The 17,380-nt window shown below is 69.0% G+C and carries 19 protein-coding genes and 1 pseudogene; 4 read left to right on the top strand and 16 right to left on the bottom strand.

Annotated features, from left to right (window positions below):
• Window positions 1–135 precede the first annotated feature (135 nt).
• The 5 genes from FRANCCI3_RS17105 to FRANCCI3_RS17085 are packed head-to-tail and all read right to left on the bottom strand — an operon-like array spanning window position 136 to window position 1,903.
• Complete coding sequence (locus FRANCCI3_RS17105) at window positions 136–564, bottom strand: hypothetical protein (RefSeq protein ID WP_023841509.1); 429 nt, start codon at window positions 562–564, stop codon at window positions 136–138.
• Window positions 561–1,034: a hypothetical protein gene (locus FRANCCI3_RS17100; RefSeq protein WP_041257980.1), complete on the bottom strand. Its 474-nt coding sequence runs from the start codon at window positions 1,032–1,034 to the stop codon at window positions 561–563. The genes FRANCCI3_RS17105 and FRANCCI3_RS17100 overlap by 4 nt, the downstream gene beginning before the upstream one ends.
• On the bottom strand, window positions 1,031–1,315 hold the full coding sequence (locus FRANCCI3_RS28275; protein WP_041257978.1) for a hypothetical protein: 285 nt from the start codon (window positions 1,313–1,315) through the stop codon (window positions 1,031–1,033). The genes FRANCCI3_RS17100 and FRANCCI3_RS28275 overlap by 4 nt, the downstream gene beginning before the upstream one ends.
• The gene (locus FRANCCI3_RS17090; RefSeq protein WP_041257976.1) at window positions 1,312–1,584 is read right to left on the bottom strand and encodes a hypothetical protein; all 273 of its coding nucleotides are present in this window, start codon (window positions 1,582–1,584) and stop codon (window positions 1,312–1,314) included. The genes FRANCCI3_RS28275 and FRANCCI3_RS17090 overlap by 4 nt, the downstream gene beginning before the upstream one ends.
• On the bottom strand, window positions 1,577–1,903 hold the full coding sequence (locus FRANCCI3_RS17085) for a DUF397 domain-containing protein (RefSeq protein ID WP_023841973.1): 327 nt from the start codon (window positions 1,901–1,903) through the stop codon (window positions 1,577–1,579). The genes FRANCCI3_RS17090 and FRANCCI3_RS17085 overlap by 8 nt, the downstream gene beginning before the upstream one ends.
• Before the next feature lie 397 nt (window positions 1,904–2,300).
• Between FRANCCI3_RS17085 and FRANCCI3_RS17080 the strand changes: the two genes are divergently transcribed.
• Complete coding sequence (locus FRANCCI3_RS17080; protein WP_011437771.1) at window positions 2,301–3,740, top strand: helix-turn-helix domain-containing protein; 1,440 nt, start codon at window positions 2,301–2,303, stop codon at window positions 3,738–3,740.
• A 478-nt stretch (window positions 3,741–4,218) separates the two neighbouring features.
• Here the strand turns inward: FRANCCI3_RS17080 and FRANCCI3_RS17075 are convergent, their stop codons facing one another.
• Window positions 4,219–4,929 carry a hypothetical protein gene (locus FRANCCI3_RS17075; protein ID WP_011437770.1) on the bottom strand — a complete coding sequence of 237 codons (711 nt, stop codon included), beginning with the start codon at window positions 4,927–4,929 and terminating at the stop codon, window positions 4,219–4,221.
• 241 nt (window positions 4,930–5,170) lie between these two features.
• Window positions 5,171–6,313 (bottom strand): tyrosine-type recombinase/integrase, encoded by a 1,143-nt coding sequence (locus tag FRANCCI3_RS17070; protein ID WP_011437769.1) that lies wholly within the window; start codon window positions 6,311–6,313, stop codon window positions 5,171–5,173.
• 383 nt (window positions 6,314–6,696) lie between these two features.
• On the opposite strand from FRANCCI3_RS17070, the gene FRANCCI3_RS27140 reads away from it, so the two are divergent.
• Window positions 6,697–6,855 (top strand): hypothetical protein, encoded by a 159-nt coding sequence (locus FRANCCI3_RS27140; RefSeq protein ID WP_160172373.1) that lies wholly within the window; start codon window positions 6,697–6,699, stop codon window positions 6,853–6,855.
• Between the two features lie 33 nt (window positions 6,856–6,888).
• On the opposite strand, the gene xerC is transcribed toward FRANCCI3_RS27140, so the two are convergent.
• Complete coding sequence (xerC, locus tag FRANCCI3_RS17060; protein WP_235186949.1) at window positions 6,889–8,322, bottom strand: site-specific integrase; 1,434 nt, start codon at window positions 8,320–8,322, stop codon at window positions 6,889–6,891.
• Between the two features lie 1,052 nt (window positions 8,323–9,374).
• A pseudogene (locus FRANCCI3_RS17055) lies at window positions 9,375–9,698 on the bottom strand (transposase); the annotation flags it as partial.
• 270 nt (window positions 9,699–9,968) lie between these two features.
• On the opposite strand from FRANCCI3_RS17055, the gene FRANCCI3_RS17050 reads away from it, so the two are divergent.
• Window positions 9,969–10,814 (top strand): IS5 family transposase, encoded by an 846-nt coding sequence (locus tag FRANCCI3_RS17050; protein WP_023842153.1) that lies wholly within the window; start codon window positions 9,969–9,971, stop codon window positions 10,812–10,814.
• A 20-nt stretch (window positions 10,815–10,834) separates the two neighbouring features.
• A complete protein-coding gene (locus FRANCCI3_RS17045) occupies window positions 10,835–11,560 on the top strand; it encodes an IS5/IS1182 family transposase (protein WP_035942159.1) in 726 nt (241 codons plus the stop codon).
• A 524-nt stretch (window positions 11,561–12,084) separates the two neighbouring features.
• Here FRANCCI3_RS17045 and queF read toward each other — a convergent pair.
• From queF to rsmI, 7 genes are all read right to left on the bottom strand, one after another.
• Window positions 12,085–12,456 carry a preQ(1) synthase gene (gene queF / locus FRANCCI3_RS17040; RefSeq protein WP_049761113.1) on the bottom strand — a complete coding sequence of 124 codons (372 nt, stop codon included), beginning with the start codon at window positions 12,454–12,456 and terminating at the stop codon, window positions 12,085–12,087.
• A 77-nt stretch (window positions 12,457–12,533) separates the two neighbouring features.
• On the bottom strand, window positions 12,534–13,400 hold the full coding sequence (locus tag FRANCCI3_RS23620; RefSeq protein ID WP_011437763.1) for a 16S rRNA methyltransferase: 867 nt from the start codon (window positions 13,398–13,400) through the stop codon (window positions 12,534–12,536).
• Window positions 13,397–13,771, bottom strand: a complete 375-nt coding sequence (queD, locus tag FRANCCI3_RS17030) for a 6-carboxytetrahydropterin synthase QueD (protein WP_011437762.1) — start codon at window positions 13,769–13,771, stop codon at window positions 13,397–13,399. The genes FRANCCI3_RS23620 and queD overlap by 4 nt, the downstream gene beginning before the upstream one ends.
• Complete coding sequence (queE, locus tag FRANCCI3_RS17025; RefSeq protein WP_011437761.1) at window positions 13,771–14,409, bottom strand: 7-carboxy-7-deazaguanine synthase; 639 nt, start codon at window positions 14,407–14,409, stop codon at window positions 13,771–13,773. Before queE ends, queD begins: the two co-directional genes overlap by 1 nt.
• Window position 14,410: 1 nt before the next feature.
• Window positions 14,411–15,121, bottom strand: coding sequence for a 7-cyano-7-deazaguanine synthase QueC (queC, locus tag FRANCCI3_RS17020; RefSeq protein ID WP_011437760.1), 711 nt, complete (start codon window positions 15,119–15,121; stop codon window positions 14,411–14,413).
• A gap of 2 nt (window positions 15,122–15,123) precedes the next feature.
• On the bottom strand, window positions 15,124–16,260 hold the full coding sequence (locus FRANCCI3_RS17015) for a tRNA-ribosyltransferase family protein (RefSeq protein WP_070133240.1): 1,137 nt from the start codon (window positions 16,258–16,260) through the stop codon (window positions 15,124–15,126).
• A 36-nt stretch (window positions 16,261–16,296) separates the two neighbouring features.
• Entirely contained in the window at window positions 16,297–17,175 is an 879-nt protein-coding gene (gene rsmI, locus FRANCCI3_RS17010; RefSeq protein WP_023842148.1) for a 16S rRNA (cytidine(1402)-2'-O)-methyltransferase, read from the bottom strand.
• Window positions 17,176–17,380 lie beyond the last annotated feature (205 nt).

The following is a 17,380-nucleotide window of genomic DNA, read 5'->3' as shown; positions in this document are numbered from 1 at the left end:
CCTCTACCCGTCACAGATCTGTGGGTCACCGGGACCAGCACGCCCGCGGCAGGTCGACCACGCCGAGAAGCAGGCGGACAGCCACAGCAGGCCTACGAGGATCAAGACCGGCGGGGAACCCGCAACGGGCCGGTACTACCCGCCCGGGCCGCCTGGCTCCCTTGGGGTGGTGGCCGCAGAGCCATCGTCACCCCTGCCGCCCGGGGCGCGATGCCGTTCATGCAGCCTGTCGAGAAGCGCGACTTCCCGGTTGAAAGCATCCACGTCACGGGTGAGACCCGGCAGGTCCAACCGGGTATCCGCCAGCACCTGATGGTACCGCCCGTCCCGCAAACCGTGCGCGAGTAGATACACTACGGCGTCCGCGAGGGGATGCCGCATGTTATGCGCGGCGGACCCGGCGAGAAGTTCCACCGTCCGGCCGACCACCAGCCCGATCAGGTCCGCGTTCCGCCCGGGATGCTCCGCTCGGATACGGGCGGTCAACGCCAACTCCAGCCGGGCCACGAAGGACTCATCAAGCCCGGACCCCTTGTCGGACTCAGGCCGGTCGGTGCCGTTCACAGCCGGTCCCCCGCTGTCAAGGCCGCGTACCGGGGCAGGGACATCACTTCCCACATCGTGTGTTCCACCCACCGGCCACCGCCGCCCAGCAGGCGAACCCGATGCGACACCGGCATGATGCCGACCCCCCCGAACTCTTCGGGTCGCAGCGCACAGCCGACCGTGACCACCGGCATGTCCACCCCGGCCGCCACCCGGTCCCCGTGGATGTACCGGCCGAGCAGAAACGCCAGCCGGGTACTGCCCGGCGGGCAGGTCCGGGGGTGCGCCGTCACCGTGGCCACCCCGTCCTGTGCCGTGGCCGCCACCGCCGCGGGCAGCAACGGCCCGTCCTCCACCGGCCGGACCCTCACCTGCACAGCGCGGTTACAGTCCACCTCCAGCACCGGCCCGGCCAGAAGCAGCCCGTCGCCACCGGGGAGCTCCACGTCTGGAACGTTGCCGGCCTGCACCTCCCACAGCCGGGTCACCGTGTCTCCCGCCCCGGCCGGGCGCCACCGTGGAGCAGGCAACCCAGCCGTGGTGCCGGCCCGTCCGGCAGCACCCCCCAGCGGGTCGCCGTGCACGAGGTCCGCCCGATCGTCCACGTCACCCGTACCAGCAGGTCTTCCACCAGAATGGGCAGTTCCACCACCGGTTCCCCGGCCCGGGCATGCGCCCACCGGTGCGCCCGGTCGAACTCCGCCCGCGGAAAGCTGGTGATCAGTACGCCGTCGCCGTCCAGGACCAGCAACGGCCACCCCCCGGTCACAGGACCACCACCGGATCATCCGGCCGGTGCAGCACCAACGCCGGCACCACCAGCCACTCCCCATACCCATGGGCACAGGCATGCCGGTCCGCGTCCCGGGGGGTGGCGAAGTAGCCGACCACCCCGTCCACGTCCCGCTCCGGCCCGTCGACCACCGCCACCACCCACACCGTGGCCGCCTCACGCCCACCCGTGCCGGCCAGGATCCGTGACCATGCCTCCGACCAGCCCGACCCCGTCCCATCCCCGACGCAGGCCTGCTCACCCATCACCGGCCCCCGCACCGGCAGCCGGGGGAACCGGCAACGCCGCTAACCGGGCGAACCCGAACTCACCGCGACCCACCCCGGCCAGGAACACCGCCCACTCCCCGGCTTCGAACAGCAACCCCGCCCCCGCCGGGATCCGGCCGTGCCGCACCGCTACCCCCGGGGCATCCAGCAGCCCGAGCACGCCGACCGGCACCGCGGCCACCTCCACCGCCCCCAGGCCGGCCCGCGCCGTCCGCCACCAGGCCAGACGATCCCGGCCCCGCACCGGCACCTCACACTCCAACCGGGCAAAATGCTCGTCCTCCCACCGGCCCACGGCCAGGACCCCCCTCGTCTCGTGATCACAAGGTGGCCCCGGGCAGGCCCCACCTGCGTGGAACAGCCCGCCCGGAACCGTTCACGGCGCCCGCCGAGGACACGAAGGCCAACCCGGCAGGAACCGCCGCCGAGAAGTCCACCGCGTCAAGCCGGAGGCATCGAGAGCAAACAGACGGTTATCGATGCCGGACAGCCGTGCTCACCTAGACGACCGTTCCCGCGCCCGAACCGGCAGCCGAACGGCAAACGATCAGGTATTCATCCGGCAAACGATCAGAAAACATGTGGTCCACCAGGAAACACGCCAGACAAGGCCCACCGACATCACCGGATAGCAGTAAGCATCCGGCTACGCTTTCTCCCGGGAAATCCGGTAACCAGGGAAGCGAGACGTCATGCCCCCTCAGCCCAGCACACACCCGGGATGGAACCCCGGCCAGCTACGCCGCCACCGCGAACAACTCGGACTGAGCCGGGCCGCCCTCGCCGACAAGATCGCCAACATTGACCCTGTCGTGGCCAAGGAAGCGGGGTTCACCCCACCGGCCGCCGGCCCCGAGATGATCAGCAAGCACGAGCGGGGCGTCAACTTCCCCGGCACGTCCTACCAGGCGGCTTACTGCCACTTTTTCCAGGCCAGCGAACCCGAACTCGGATTCCGCTACCCCTACCCCCACGAACACAAAGACGATCATGCGGGGTCTGTTACACCACCGCTAGCCGGGATACCCTCACAACACCAGCCCACGCCGCAGACCGAGGGGGTGGAGACCGCGAACCGCAGAGACCTACTCAGCCTCACCGCCGCAGCCATAGGACTCACCGCCACCGGCACAGCCGCAGCGATGATCGCGCCCGCCGACAGGTTGGCCATCCTGGAACGCGCCACCGCCGGCAGCGGCGCGGCATCCGCGGCCGAAGGGGCCCTACAGGCCGTGGTGGCCGACTACCTGCACCATCCCCCCGCCGAGACATTGCGCCGGGCCATCGCGTTGCAGCAGCTCACCGACGCCATCACCGCCCAATACCCGCTACGGCCCGCCGACCAGGCCCGGGTCTGGCGCGTATCCGGTGTCGCCACCGGCATCCGCGGATGGCTGGAGAACAACGCCGGACACACCACCGACGCCCGGCTGTCCTTGCGGGAAGCCCACCGCAGAGGCGAACTCCTCGAAGACAATCAGTTGATCGCCTGGACGCGCTTCATGCAGGCCACCATCGAGGACTACGCCGGCAACCCCGCCGGAGCCGAACAGTACGCGCTCGACGGCCTGCGCCACGCACCCAGCGGACCACAACGGGCTATCTTGCTGGTGGGCAGCCTTGCCGGGGCCCGCGCCGCCCATGGCGACATCCGAGGAGTTGACGCGGCCGTCAGCGAGGCCGAAAGCATCGTTAGCAGGCTGACTCCAGACGAGCGCGGCCCGCGAGAGGATCATCGTACCGTCGTTGACAGCCTTACCAGCATCGGATTGCCGATCTTCTCTCTCGACGTCGGCCGAGTGTATTCCCGCCTTGGCGAGATAGGCCGCTTCATGGAGGTAACGGCCGACGTCCGACCCGCCATCGAGCAGGGCAGTAGCTCACGGACGTCCGTGTTCCGCGCGGATGAGGCAGTAGCCGTTGCACGGAGCAAGTCACCGGATCTTGACAGGGTGGCCGCACTTGCCCGCGAAAGTTTGCGTCTCGCTGGCCCGTTCCAGACCGCTCACATCGCAAGCCGGGTCAACGTCGTCCTCGCCGTGACTGACCGCGACTATCCCGCGATTCGATCATTGGCCGACGAGGCCCACACCTGGCGGATCAGCCGCAACAGGCCCATCGACCTCGTCTAACCGGATAACCTGCATAAACAGCAACGATGTTTGATCGTCGCTAATGTTCTGTACGGGTTCAAGGGCGCCCCTTCGGGGCGCCGGGTGGTTCGTGTCACATGTGCCGCACGCGCCGCGCCGAACAGGACCCGTCCGGACCCGCCGCGCGCCGGGCGGGGCCCGGCCTCCCTTCGGTCGGCACCCCACCCGGGCGCGTCGGCCCGGCCACCCGTTCGGAGCGTCGAGGAGATCAGGGAATGTCACCGGTCGAGGGGTGTGGGTTAGAAGCAGTGCTGCCGCGCCCACTCGCCCCACGAGTGCGCAGAGCGCACCCGCAGGACGAGCAGGCTTGCCCACGGAGCAACCCGGGTCAGGCGTCAAGGATGGTCACTGAAACCGGTCGAGTGACGAGAGCCAGCGCAGCTCACCGGGGGCCAGGACTACGGACCCGGGTCCTGGGTAGCCGCCGGGTGTGGCAGCTACCCAGGACAGACGCGGCCTAGGGCTGCTGACCGAGGATTACCGTTTGTTGAACGGTCTGAAGTAGACGATTCATGGTGTCAAGTTCGTCGAGGGTCGTGTCTGTGTCCTTAGCCATGTGTGTCAGAGACCACAGTAGGTGCATCACGTCGCGGCGTGGGCCGCGGTCGGGCGGGGTTTCGTCGCCGGATACATCCTCCGTCGTCCCGTACGCCCGCATCGCAGCGTCGAGCGCCGCACAGGCGATCGTCGCCCAGGTCTGCCCCGCTCCATTGTCGGTCGGGGCGTTCTCGGTGGGCAGCGCGGCACGGCGAGCGGTCATCGCGTCGTCTACCGTGCGTAGCAGCGTGTAGAGATGGGCGTAGTCATCCGGTGACATCCGGGGGGTTTGGAACAGGCCGAGTAGACGCACCAGCGGACCCAACGCGTGAGTCTGGGCAGCTAGCTCATCGTCCGGTATCGGGGTCTGGGCACGCCGGAGCAGGCGTCCCGCCGCCAGTAGCACGGCTTGAGCCACTTGCAGCCAGTAGGCAGCCGCGTTCACATCGCTCACACCGTCGATCAGACGCAGGTCGAGGCCCGGCAACATCAGCACAGCTTCGAGCTTCATCCCGTCGTGCCCGTCCCACGTGTGGACGTCGACCGCAATCGGACGGTACGATGGAACGATTGTGATCATCGGGTTGATGGTGGGTGTCCACCCGTCATGTGGTGGTGGCATGATGGCCATAGGTCACGTACTCCTGTGGTCGCAGGGGTTCGGGGCTCAGGCCCGGGTTGCGGTGTTGGCGCACCGTTCCGGGCCGCTTTGTTGTGTACCTACATCATCGCTAATTCGCTTTAGGTTGTGAACACATAAGATTCCCTCACAAAGGGCTCTGGCATCTTCACGGCATGGATCGGGCGGGTGTACGCGGTCGGGACGGTGGACGGCCCGCGGAGACCGAAGGGCTCCAGATTAGCGGTTGGGGTCATATGGCCAGGACCGCGAGGGTTTCCGCCGCGCCGGGGTTCGAGACCTTCCGGCCCATGTAGGTGGACAGGGTGATGGACGGGTTGGCGTGGCCGAGGACATCGGCGATCTGGCGGGGGGTATGCCCATCCCCATCGAGGAGGGTGGCAACGGACCTGCGGCCGAACAGGTGGGACGTCAGGCCGGGGAAGCCGGCATCGTTCACGGCGTCGCGGATGTCGGCCTGAGTGTTACTCGGGTCGCGTAGGCCGCCCATCTGCGCGGGGAACACCACCTCGTCACTGTTCTGTCCGTGGTGGCGGGTGCGCAGCATGGCCACGGCCCAGGCCGGGAGTAGCAACAGCCGGTGGCCCGCCTTCGACTTCGGACGAGGCTTGTTGATCAGACCCTGGCCGGTAATCCGCACCACGGTGGACCGGATTTCCACGGTGCCCGCGTCCAGGTCGACCGCGTCCCAGACGATCCCGCATACCTCCCCGATGCGCGCGCCGGTGGCGATGAGCATGTCCACAAGATCGGGGATGTCGCGGCGCCGCGCCCGTTCGTCGTAGGTGAGCAGCGCCCGCAACTGCCGCAGTTGGGCTGCGCCGAGCGCCTTGGATACCGGCTTCGGTTCCGGTCGGGTGATCTGCCCGGCGTCGCGGACCACGTTGCGGTCCATTGCGTCGAGCCGGGCGGCCATCGCGCACATGCCGGACAGCACTGTTCGCGCGATCCGCGCCGCACCGGGGCCGCTTTTGGTCGTGACCGCGCTGAAAAACCGGTCCGCGGTTCCGACCGTGACCTGTCGGGCCTTCACTCCGCCGAGTGCGGGGTAGACGTGCCGGTCGAGGGTGGTGCGGTAGGCCGCGAGGGTGTTGGGAGAGCGGTCTTTCTTCTGCTGTTCGGCAAACCACGCCTCACCGAGGACCTTCATAGTCGTCTCCGGTGTGATGTCGCCGTCGCCGACCGCGACCCGCAGCCGGTCACGCAGCGCGAGTTTCAGTGCCCGTGTGGCCGCCGCCTTGGAGGTGCCGCCGCGTTCGACTTCGCGGCGTACCCCGTCATGGTCGCGGTAGAAGCAGCGTGCCCGGGAGCCCTTCGCCGTGGCGCTGTAGAAGATCTTTCCGCCGACACCGAGATCTAGACTGGGACGAGCCATGCCACACCGCCGCATCCTTCGGGAGTGGAACGAACGCCCTCATACTAGCCTGATCGTCCCGTACTTACCCCGTACTTTGAGTGATCAATAAGGGTGAATGGCGGCAAATGACGATGCTTGCCTGCAAGCATAATCCGCAGGTATCAGCATGTTTTCGCGAGTAGCGACGGATAACGAATCAATGGGATTGCTAATCCGTCGGTCGTGGGTTCGAGCCCCACCCGCCCCACCCCTCCTGACCTGGCCTTTTGCAGCGGCCAGGTGGCCGTGGAGATCAACAACGGGCCCTGGTGGTGACGTGCTGGTGACGTTGCGACCGCAACCATTTTCCGAGCCTCCTCCGCTGGTTGCGGAGAGTGGCCGTGGCTGGTGAGGGTGCCTCGGTGCCGGTCGATGCGGACGAGCTCTTGGTGGCCCTCGGCGGCCCCGCCGCGGTCGTGGGGATGGCCTGGTCTACCGGCTGTTTGACCGATCTTGACCGTGCGCGGTTGGTGTGGTCTCCCGCGCTGCTGGTGGATCAAGAGCCGATGCGGTCGGTGTGACCGGAGTTTGCTGCGAACCTGACCCGGGGTGTCCTACAGGTCGAGGCCAGGTCCGTTGGCGGGGGGTGGTGTGGGGTCGTCCAAGCTGTCGGGTTCCACCTGGCCGGGTGGGTGTCGGCGGGGGACGATGTCGGCGGCGGCTTTGGCCGCGGCGCGATCCGCGTCGGCGAAGACCGAGGTGTAGACGTCGCCGGTGAAGTGGACGGAGGAGTGTCCGAGGAGTTCGGAGACGACCTTGAGGTCCTTGGTGGCCCGGTAGGTGAGGCTGGCGGCGGTGTGCCTCAGGTCGTGCAGTCGGATCGGGGGCAGGGGGCCGAAGGCGAGCGCGGTCTGAATGGCGTCTTCGGGCATGAAATGCCGGGCGGCGAGCTGGTCGACGGTCCAGCTGTGTTCGGCGTGCTCATGGCGGATGGTGGCGAATCGGGTGATGAGCCGTTCGAAGCGTTGCGAGACGCCGTTGGGGGTGAGCCTGCTGCCATCGGGATGAGTGAACATCCGTCCGCTGTCGACCCAGGCCTTACCGTAAGCGGCGCGTTCCTCGTCTTGGCGCGCCTGCCAGGTGGTGAGGACGTTTTTTGTAGCCGGGTCCAGGCTGACAGTACGGTAGCCGGCGTCGCTTTTGGGTTCGGTGTATTCGTCGCCGTCCAGGTCGAGGTTGTCGTCGGCGCCGGAAACGGATCCGGGGAGGTTGTCGAGGATGTAGATACTGTCGTCGTCGATGTCGATTTCGGTCCAGCCGAGGGCGACGGCTTCACCGCGACGTAGGGCGCGGTGGGCGATGAGATGCCACAGTGGGTAAAGGCGGTCGGCGACGGTGAAGTCGAGGAAGGCACCGGCCTGCTGCGGGGTCCAGACCATGACGGGGGAGGGCCGTTTACCGGTGCGTTCCCAGGCGGCGATCCGCGGTGCGGTCCAGACGAGCGGTCGGGGCTTGCGGGCCTTGGGTAGTTCGACGTGTTCGGCCGGATTGACGCCAAGTTTCTTACGTTTCACGGCGCTGTTGAGCGCGCTCATGGTGGTGGCGTGCACCCGGCGTAGCCGGGAGGCGCTGAGGGGCCGGCGGTGGTTGGGGTCGTCTTTGCGGACTTCGAGGAGGCGGACGAGCAGGGGTGAGCGTTTCCTGCCGTGCAGATCCCGGCCGATGAGCCGCATGGCGGCGTAGAGCTGTTCGATGTGGTGGTCGCGCAGGTCAGCGAGTCTGAGGTGTCCCAGGCCGGGTTTGAGATAGAGGCGGACGTGCTCCTCATACGAGCGGCGGGTGGACGCGGCGAGACTCGCCTTTCCATCGAGCCAGTCGTCGAGGTAGCGGGCGACGGTGAGCCCGGTGTCGTCGGGCCGCCCACCGCCATGGAGTTCGGCCAGGGAACCGGTCAACGCGACCTCGGCCTCCGTCTCGGTCTCGAACGGTCCGCCGGTGGTGCGCCGCCGCCGCCCATTGGGACCGGGTGGGACGTCGTGTATGTACAACCAGGAACCGTGGTCCGACCGGGGCAGTTTCGGACACCGGGCGCCGTAATCCTTGCCTGTCTGGGGATCGCGGCAGCCGCACCGTTTGAACACCGATCCCCTCACTGGACACCATCCGGGCAGCCTGTCCCGGGGGCTACCGCGGCCGAGGATGACGGGCAGCTGCGCCCAAGTTCATCGGACGCGGCTGGTGGGACGGGGCGGGGCATACGATTCATGCGCACCGACGGTCCGGGCTGGTGCCATCGCAGACGGCATCGTCGCGGCCCTCGGCAGAGACATCGTCGCAGGCGCAGGCATCCACATTGACATCGAGCGCGTCACCCTGGCATGGCCTCGACACAAGGCTGTTGCGTTGTGAGGGGTAGGGCGTGCGAGGCTCTGGCCGGCCGGGCGGTCAGATGGCGCGGGCGAGCTCGGTGAGAACGGGCGACAGTATCGGGTGAGAATCGGCCTCGACGTCGAGTTCGTCGTAGCCGCGGCGGATGTTCTGGACTAGCCTGAGTTTCCTAGCTGGCGAATAACTTATGCCTCTTTGGCTATGATCGACGATCTGGTGTACGCCGGTCGACCTGCACCGTTGCGCGACCAGATCGGTGCGATTATGGCTTCAAAGGATGTATTGTCCATATTGTGGCGTCGATCATCAAGAAGCGGCGGGGCGACCGGGTGTACCTGTGATCAGGACCGGCGGACGTCCATGGAGACCGGCGAACAGGCTGCCGATGATCTCATAATCCGTCGGTCGTGGGTTCGAGTCAGGCCTCTTCCAGCCAGTCGCCGCCGTGAAGCTCCGCTAACGAGGCCATCAGCGCCTTCTGCGCATCGTCCTCGGTGGGAAATGGACCCCCGACGGCCCGCCGCCGCGATCGCGGCAGATGCCGCCACCACGGGGTTGGGAACCTCGCCGGGCGCGGACGCCCGGCGCTGCCTGTGATGTTCGCGGCGGTCTCGGTGCCGGAGTAGTTGGGAACCTCGCCGGGCGCGGACGCCCGGCGCTGCCCGCGGACTCACATGTGGCCTCACCTGGTGTGAGGAGTTGGGAACCTCGCCGGGCGCAGCCACGGGCTGACGTCCACACCCAGCACGATCCGGCCGTCGGCGGCCCGCGGCAGCGGCAGCCCGGCCAGCGCGCGGCGCAGCCGGCTGATCTCGACCCGGCCGTGGTTGATCGCGCCGTACAACGCGCCGTGCCCTCGGCGGTGCTCCGCTGCCGGCGACAGGCCGACCAGGTCACGGACCGGGCCGTCCGCGCACAGCACGGCGTCGGTGAGCTCGAACAGGGCATCCGCCCGCCGGGTCAGACAGCCATAGAACTCCTGGCGGAACCGACACAGCACCCCAAGGTGCTCGACGATGGGGACATCGTGGGCCAAGCTGTCCTCCACGGCCTTCTGTCTGATCACGGTGTCTTTGGTGAGAAACCAGGATCAACAGGAGGCCGCTTCACGTCACGGCGACACGCCGGCCCACCCCAAACCACCAGCGACTATCACACAGAGTGACACCCGAAGGTTAAACGACAAGCTGAGAAGGTGTTTGAGAATGCCCGCTGGTGACGGTGTGTGATCTTCCGGGGTGCGCGATGGGGGTGCACTCGTCGGATCATGGCCGGGTGGGGGTGGCTGGGGGCTGACGGTGGACGGATGGCGCATGCTCACCGTCATCGGTATCCGTCGGATCTGTCGGACTCGCAGTGGGCTCTGGTCGGGCCGTTGCTCCCGCCGCCGGCGGCGGTGTGCCGGCCGGAGAAGCATGATCGGCGTGATCTGGTGGACGCGATCCTGTATGTGGTGCGCTCGGGGTGTGCGTGGCGGGCGTTGCCGTCGGACTATCCGCCGTGGCAGACCGTGTACTACTACTTCGCCCTCTGGCACGATCTGGGTGTCACCGAACGTGTTCACGACGTGCTGCGGGAGCAGGCCCGCCGGGCGGAAGGACGCGATGTCGAACCGTCGGCGGGGATCATCGATTCCCAGTCGGTGAAGGGCGCCGACACCGTGCCCGCCTCCTCCCGCGGCTACGACGCCGGCAAGAAGGTCAACGGTCGTAAGCGGTTCATCGCTGTGGACACGATGGGACTGCTGCTGGCCGTGCTCGTGGTCCCGGCCAGCACCCATGACACCGCCAGTGGCCGGCAGCTCCTCCTCGACAGTTTCTTCGCCGGCCGGCGGCTACGGCTCGTATTCGCCGACGCCGGGTTCGCGGGTGTCTTCATGGACTGGGCCGCCCGGATCCTGACCCTCACCCTGCAGGTGGTGCGCAAACCCGCCGGGCAGAAGGGCTTCTCCGTCCTGCCACGTCGCTGGGTCGTCGAACGAACGTGGTCGTGGATCACCGGCTACCGCCGGCACGCCCGCGACTACGAACGCCGCCCCGACCACGCCGAATCCCTCATCCGCTGGGCCATGATCGCCACCATGGTCCGCCGCATCGACCGGCGCACCCCCGCCCAGCGGCCCGGACCCCGACCGCTACAGAGAATCATCTAAACGACGATCTCAAACACCTTCTGACGGCGCTGCTCGCCGACGACCGCGAACGCCACGGGAACTGGCGCAAGGTCCCGGCCCGTGACCAGGCACTTCTTGCCTTGGCCCACCTGCGCAACGGAGACACCTACACCCGCCTCGTCGAGGGATTCCAGGTCGGGGTGGCCACTGTGTGCCGCTACGTCCACGAGGCCGTCGCGCTGCTCGCCGGCCGTGGCCGGACCCTGCTCGCCGCCGTCTGGGCCTTCGCCTGGTGCCGGAGCAACTTCCTCATCCTCGACGGCACCGTCATCCGCATCAACCGGATCCGCGCCCACAACAGGCTCTACTACTCCGGCAAACACAAACACCACGGCGTCAACCTCCAGGGCCTGATGGACCCCTACGGCCGGATGATCTGGATCTCCGACGGACTGCCCGGATCCACCCACGACATCACCGCCGCGAGGTCCCACAACATCCTCCACCTGATCAACCAGGCGGAGACGATCTACCTTTACGCCGACAAGGGCTACGTCGGCGGCGAGAGCGAACAACTCCTCACCCCCCGCAAGAAACCCCAGAACGCCGAACTACCCGACGCCGACAAGGAGAAGAACCGCAGCCTCTCGGCCACCCGCGCTGTCGGCGAACGAGGATTCGCCGTCCTCAAGAACTGGCATGTCCTCGACCGGTACCGCGGCTGCCCCCGCCGCGTCGGCACAATTTCCCAAGCCATCCTCGTCCTGACGCACGAAGGAATTTAGGAGAACCGAGGATGGAAAACGCTCATGGCACAGCGGCTCCTTTGGAAGAAGGCGGCGGGGATTGCCTTCGGCCCGGCGTCGGCCCGACGAAAGGCAGTTCTGAGCCAACTCCGACGGGCTGGCTTTTTCCCTGACAGGTGTGGCGAAGCCGCTGACATGCCACTTTTCTCTGGCCGTATGGGTCGGCACGGATTCTGACGGAAGACTGGTTTATCAGCTGACGTGTGGGGGTGTCAGCGACGAGGGGAAGATGTTCATCCGGGCGCCGTTCCGGCCATGTGGCTCAGAAGGAGAAGCCGCTGGCGATCGTGGCGTCTCCCACGCCGCGATGCCGACGGCGGTCCGCACCCCCGGGCAGTGACCCTGAGTCCGGAGGCGAAAACGCGGCAGCCGTCGACCAGGGTGACCGCGCTCCGCGCGGGAGGCACTCCGGGCAGGAGCGCCGTCCGACGAACACGGTGCGTGCCGTCGTAGGGGCGCTGGTGAGCTCGGCCGAGGTCCAGGACCGTCCGGCAGGGGCGGGGTCAGGCCTCGCGACGGTAGGTGCTGGAGGCCGCCAGCGCGATGCCGCCCCGGGCGTTGAAGTTCACGGTGACGGTGAGCTGCACCGGAGCGAGCGCGGCCACCAGATCGTCACGTATCAGGGTGGCCAGGTGTTCGTGGAAGATCCCTTCCTCCCGGAAGGTCTCCAGGTAGAGCTTGAGGCTCTTGGTCTCCAGACCACGCCCGCCCGGCCGGTAGTCGATGCGGATCGTCGCCCAGTCCGGCTGGCCGGTGATCGGGCACCGGCAGGTGAACTCCCGGCAGTCGATCCTGATCTCCTGCGAGGTGTCGTCGATCGGGAACGTCTCCAGGGACCGGTCGGCCTTCGCCTCCGGGTTGCCCAGCTTCGTCAGGGCCACTGCCGCATCACCGACGCTCCCTCTCCCGTTCCCGCACACCGGCACCGCTGACGAGCATAACCCGCCGATCCTCAGCCCTGGTGCGCCCGGGTCGGGAGCGCCTCGGGCGACGACATGTCCTGCGGCGACCGGCCGAGGACGACCAGCTCCTCGGTGCTCAGCCGCACCCGGTCCACCGACCAGCCGCGCCGGTCGGCCAGCCGCTCCAGCTCCTCCTGCATCGGCGGCGCGAAGACGGCCGGCCGCCCGTTCATCGCCCGGGTGGGGAAGGAGACGGCGACGTGCCGGGCGTCGACGGTCTCGACCAGCCGCAGGCCGCTGCCCCGCCGACGGTCCTCCAGGCAGTGGTAGGTCTTCAGCAGCAGTGCCAGATCGGCCCGCGGTGGGGGACCCTGGGCCACCACGTCGTGGTGGACCACCCAGCCCTGCGGATGCACCATGGCGAGGAAGGCGTTGCCGATCTCGACGAAGTCGGCGTTGAGGTCGTAGCCCGTGTACGTGGCGTCACAGGTCTCCAGCAGCCAGGGGACGGTGAGGACGTTCAACGCACAGGCGATGTCGACAACGGTGTCCGGGGCGGGCAGGATCGACAGCAGCGCGGGGTAGAAGTCGTCCAGGTCGGCAAGGCGCTCGGCGGTGGAGACGTGCCGGGCCAGCACGGCCCGGCAGCCGGCCTTCAGGGCCTGCGGATCGCCGGTCGGCAACCGTGCCACCTCGCGGCGCAGCACCGCTGTCCGCCCGCTCAGCAGGTGCAGGGCGGCGACCCGGTGCAGCCGCACCCGGGCCCGGTGCTCGACCGGGCCGGTTCCCCCGGCGCTCGCCTCCTGCTCCACGACATGGGCGATGGTCTCGGGGTGCACGCCCCGGTACTTGGCCGAACGGGCGATCCGGGCGGCGGCCGCCGCCACGGCCTCCTGGTCGGCGCCCGGCGGGGTCACGCCGGTGTCCGGTCCGGCTCGTCACCTCGGTAGATGCACCCCGACGTGCAGGTCTCGCGGACGGTGACCGCGCTCAGCGGGAGCTCGCCGGCCAGCCGGTCCCAGATCCACCGGGCGAGGTTCTCGCTGGTCGGGTTGTCCAGGCCCGGCACCTCGTTGAGGTAGCGGTGGTCCAGCTGGTCGTGCAGCGGAGCGAACGCCGCCCGGAGGTCGGCGAAGTCCATCACCCATCCAGCCCGGGGGTCGACCGGGCCGACCACCTGGATCGCGATCCGGAAGGAATGCCCGTGCAGCCGGGCGCACTTGTGACCCTCCGGCACCTCCGGCAGGCGGTGCGCGGCCTCGAAGGTGAACTCGCGGAAGATCTCCATCAGCGGATCCCCAGGATCTTGTGGGTCTGAATGCTGAGCCTCCAGCGTGGGTGGGCCAGGCAGTAGTCGAGCGCCGCCCGGGTGTTGGCCTCCCGGTGCGGCCCGTCCATCGGCTGCAGCAGGTGATGGCCGAACTCCAGGCCGGCGAACAGCTCCGGTCCGGCGCCGGGCTGCGGGAAGACCAGTTTCAGCTCGTCACCGGTGGTCAGCCGCAGCGGCGCCCCCGCCTTGGGGGACACGCACACCCAGTCCAGCCCGGCCGGCGCCGGGCAGGTGCCGTTGGTCTCGACGGCCACTTCGAAACCTCGTGTGTGCAGGGCGGACACGGCCGGGGTGTCGAGCTGCAACAACGGCTCACCGCCGGTGCAGACCACGTAGGGCAGTGCCCCGGGGGCATCGGACGGCCACCGCGCGGCCACGGCGTCGGCCAGGTCGTCCGGGGTGTCGAACACGCCGCCGTCGGGGCCGTCGGTACCCACGAAGTCGGTGTCGCAGAACTGGCACACCGCCCGGTGACGGTCGCGTTCCCGCCCGGTCCACAGGTTGCACAGGGCGAACCGGCAGAACACCGCCGGGCGGCCGGACCGCACGCCCTCCCCCTGCAGCGTGTAGAAGATCTCCTTGATCCGATAAACCATGTCAGCCCCCCGCCGGGTCAGGGACTCCCACCTCGGTGAAACCACGCTCCCGCAGCGAGCAGGAGTCGCACCGCCCACAGGGCCGGCCGTCCGGCCCCGGGTCGTAGCAGCTGTGCGTCAGCCCGTAGTCAACCCCGAGCGAGAGACCAAGGCGAATCGTGTCCGCCTTGCTCAGGTGCATCAGCGGGGCATGGACCGACAGGGTGCGCTCACCCGACACGGTGGCCTTCGTCGCCAGGTTGGCCATCGCCTGGTAGGCGGCCAGGTACTCGGGACGGCAGTCCGGGTAGCCGCTGTAGTCGACCGAACTCGCGCCGATGAACACGTCCCAGGCACCCGCGGTCTCGGCCAGGGCCAGCCCGAAGGACAGGAAGATCGTGTTCCGGGCCGGGACATAGGTGACCGGGATCTCCTCCGCCGTTCCGGCCGCCGGGACGGCGATGGTCGGGTCGGTCAGCGCCGACCCGCCGAAGACCCCCAGGTCGATGTCGACCACCACATGCCGGACCACCCCGAGCGCGGAGGCCACCCGCCGGGCCGCGGCGAGTTCGACCTCGTGCCGCTGGCCGTAGCGGAAGCTCAACGCGTGGCAGGCGAATCCCTGCTGGTTGGCGATGGCGAGCACGGTTGCCGAGTCCAGCCCCCCGCTCAACAGCACCACCGCGGCGGGTCGGGGGTCCGTCCCTCCGACCGCGCCCCGGGTCGGGTTCACCGTCACGTGTCGTCGTCCCCAATCTCGGCCGGGCCGGCTGCCAGCGCGCGCCCGCCCGCCCGCAGCTGCTCGATAAGTCGAGTGTAGAAGCGCAGGTTGTGCAGCGTGGCCAGCCGGTCGGCCTGCCCGTCCCTGACCCGGAAGAGATGGTGCAGGTACGACCGGCCGTACCGGGTGCAGGTGGGGCAGTCGCAGGTGGGACAGATCGGCTCGTCGATGCGATGGTTGCGTTCGTCCAGGATGTGGACGTTCTGGTAGAACGACCCGTCGGCGGCCAGCGGGGCGTTGTTGAAGGCGTACAGGCGACCATGCCGTGCGTCCCGGGTGGGAATGGTGCAGTCGAACACCCACCGGCGATCGATCTGGCACAGCGCCACGAGATGCTCGGGTTTGCCCACCCCGAGCGCGAAGAGCGGGGCCTCGGGCGGCGTGGACGCCGAGAGCAGGGCGAACATCTCCCGTTCGAGCACGCCGTTGCCGTCCAGGGGCCAGCCGCCGAAGCCGAACCCCTGCGCGCCCGCCTCCACCAGGGCTTCCACGCAGCGCTTGCGCTGGTCGGGATCCGCACCGCCCTGCACCACACCGACCAGCAGCGGCGGGTTCTCCAGCCGGCGCTGCCGACACTGGAGATCGAAGGCGGTACGGGTGTCGCGGAACCAGCGGATCGTGCGGTCGACCGAGGCCACCACCTCGGCCGGCGAGTCCTCCGGACCCGTGCAGTCGTCGAGCGCGATGACGACGCCCGAGCCCAGCCCGAACTGCCACTCGATCACCCGCTGCGGGGTGAGCTCGACCTTCGTGCCGTCGGCAGGATTGCGGAAGACCACCCCGCCGGGGCGGATCGCGCTGTGCTGCCCCTGCCGCCGCAGCAGGGACAGCACCTGGAACCCGCCCGAGTCGGTGACCACCACGCCGTCCCAGGCCATGAAGCGACGCAACCCGCCGACCCGCTTCACCGGCCTGACACCGGGCCGCTGGGCAAGATGGAAGGCGTTGCACATCACCGCCTCGATCCCGACCTCGCGCAGGTCACGGGGATCCGTGCTGCGCACCGCCGCCCGGGTGCCATCCGGCAGGAACGTCGGTAGCTCGACCGTCCCGTGCGGCGTCGCCAGCACGGGAGCCGGCACAACAGGCATGACGGGCGGACTCATCCTCGGCATCTCAGAACCAGTCTAGTCGGCCGGTCCACCCGCGGGCGGGCAGGTACCGGACCGGACCCGGCCCTCGGCCTCCCCGACCAGTGCGTACACCTGGTTGCGCGGCAGGCCGGTGACCTCACGGACCACCTCGCGGGCCAGCCGGGCACCCGCTCCGTGCCGCAGCATCGCCTCGGCGACGCGGTCGGCCAGCTCCGTCTCCCCGGCGGCGGCCCGCGTCCCCGCCCCCTCCACGACCACCGTGAACTGCCCGCGGACCGGCTGCTCCCCGGCCAGCACGGCACGGACCTCGTCGAGCGTCCCCCGGATGAACTGCTCGTCCGGCTTGGTCAGGTTGCGTGCCAGCGCCGCCCGCCGCTCACCCAGCACGGCGGTCAGGTCGGCCAGGCACTCGGTCATCCGGTGTGGCGCCTCGAACAGCACCAGGGAGGCGTCGAGACCGCGCACCTGCTCCAGGGCCGCCCGGCGGGCGGCCGGTCGGCGGGGCAGGAACCCGAGGAAGTGGAACCGGTGTACCGGCAGGCCGGATCCGACGAGCGCGGTGACCGGCGCGCTGGCCCCCGGCAGCGGGCGGACCGGGATCCCTGCCTCGATGGCCGCGGCGACCAGGCGGTAGCCGGGGTCGTTGACCAGCGGGGTGCCCGCGTCCGACATCACGGCGACGTCCGCGCCCTCCTGCAGCAGCGACAGCAGTTGGGGACCCCGCTCCTGCTCGTTGTGGTCGTGGTAGCTGAGCAACCGGGGCGACGTCCCGAGCGGCTGCAACAGGCGCCGCGCGTTGCGGGTGTCCTCCGCCGCGACCACCGGGACCTGCCGCAGCACGTCGACGGCTCGGGCGGTGATGTCGCCGGGGTCCCCGATGGGCACCGGGACCAGATAGAGCGTGCCCGGCACGGTGGCACTCCTCTCCGGCCCGACTCCGCTTTTCTCCGGCCCGACTCCGCTTTCCGGCCCGACTCCGCCGCCGACGCGGCGGCGCCGCGTTCCTGCGTCGGCCATCCTAGGAGCGCCCTGCGGATCCTGCCCTGCCGGGGTTGCCCGGGACGGGGCGTGCACCTCGAGCACCACACCGCCGCGCGACGCGGGTCACCCGCGACGC

It is taken from the genome of Frankia casuarinae (genome assembly GCF_000013345.1).
Taxonomy (GTDB): Bacteria; Actinomycetota; Actinomycetes; order Frankiales; family Frankiaceae; genus Frankia; species Frankia casuarinae.
This window is presented reverse-complemented; position numbering and strand designations above follow the sequence as displayed.

Bases quoted from the DNA above. Each gene is read 5' to 3' on its own strand.
- FRANCCI3_RS17080 (WP_011437771.1), top strand. From the start codon at position 2,301: ATGCCCCCTCAGCCCAGCACACACCCGGGATGGAACCCCGGCCAGCTA.
- FRANCCI3_RS17090 (WP_041257976.1), bottom strand. From the start codon at position 1,584: ATGGGTGAGCAGGCCTGCGTCGGGGATGGGACGGGGTCGGGCTGGTCG.
- FRANCCI3_RS17050 (WP_023842153.1), top strand. From the start codon at position 9,969: ATGGCGCATGCTCACCGTCATCGGTATCCGTCGGATCTGTCGGACTCG.
- FRANCCI3_RS17015 (WP_070133240.1), bottom strand. From the start codon at position 16,260: ATGCCTGTTGTGCCGGCTCCCGTGCTGGCGACGCCGCACGGGACGGTC.
- FRANCCI3_RS17070 (WP_011437769.1), bottom strand. From the start codon at position 6,313: ATGGCTCGTCCCAGTCTAGATCTCGGTGTCGGCGGAAAGATCTTCTAC.
- queD (WP_011437762.1), bottom strand. From the start codon at position 13,771: ATGGAGATCTTCCGCGAGTTCACCTTCGAGGCCGCGCACCGCCTGCCG.
- FRANCCI3_RS17075 (WP_011437770.1), bottom strand. From the start codon at position 4,929: ATGGCCATCATGCCACCACCACATGACGGGTGGACACCCACCATCAAC.
- queE (WP_011437761.1), bottom strand. From the start codon at position 14,409: ATGGTTTATCGGATCAAGGAGATCTTCTACACGCTGCAGGGGGAGGGC.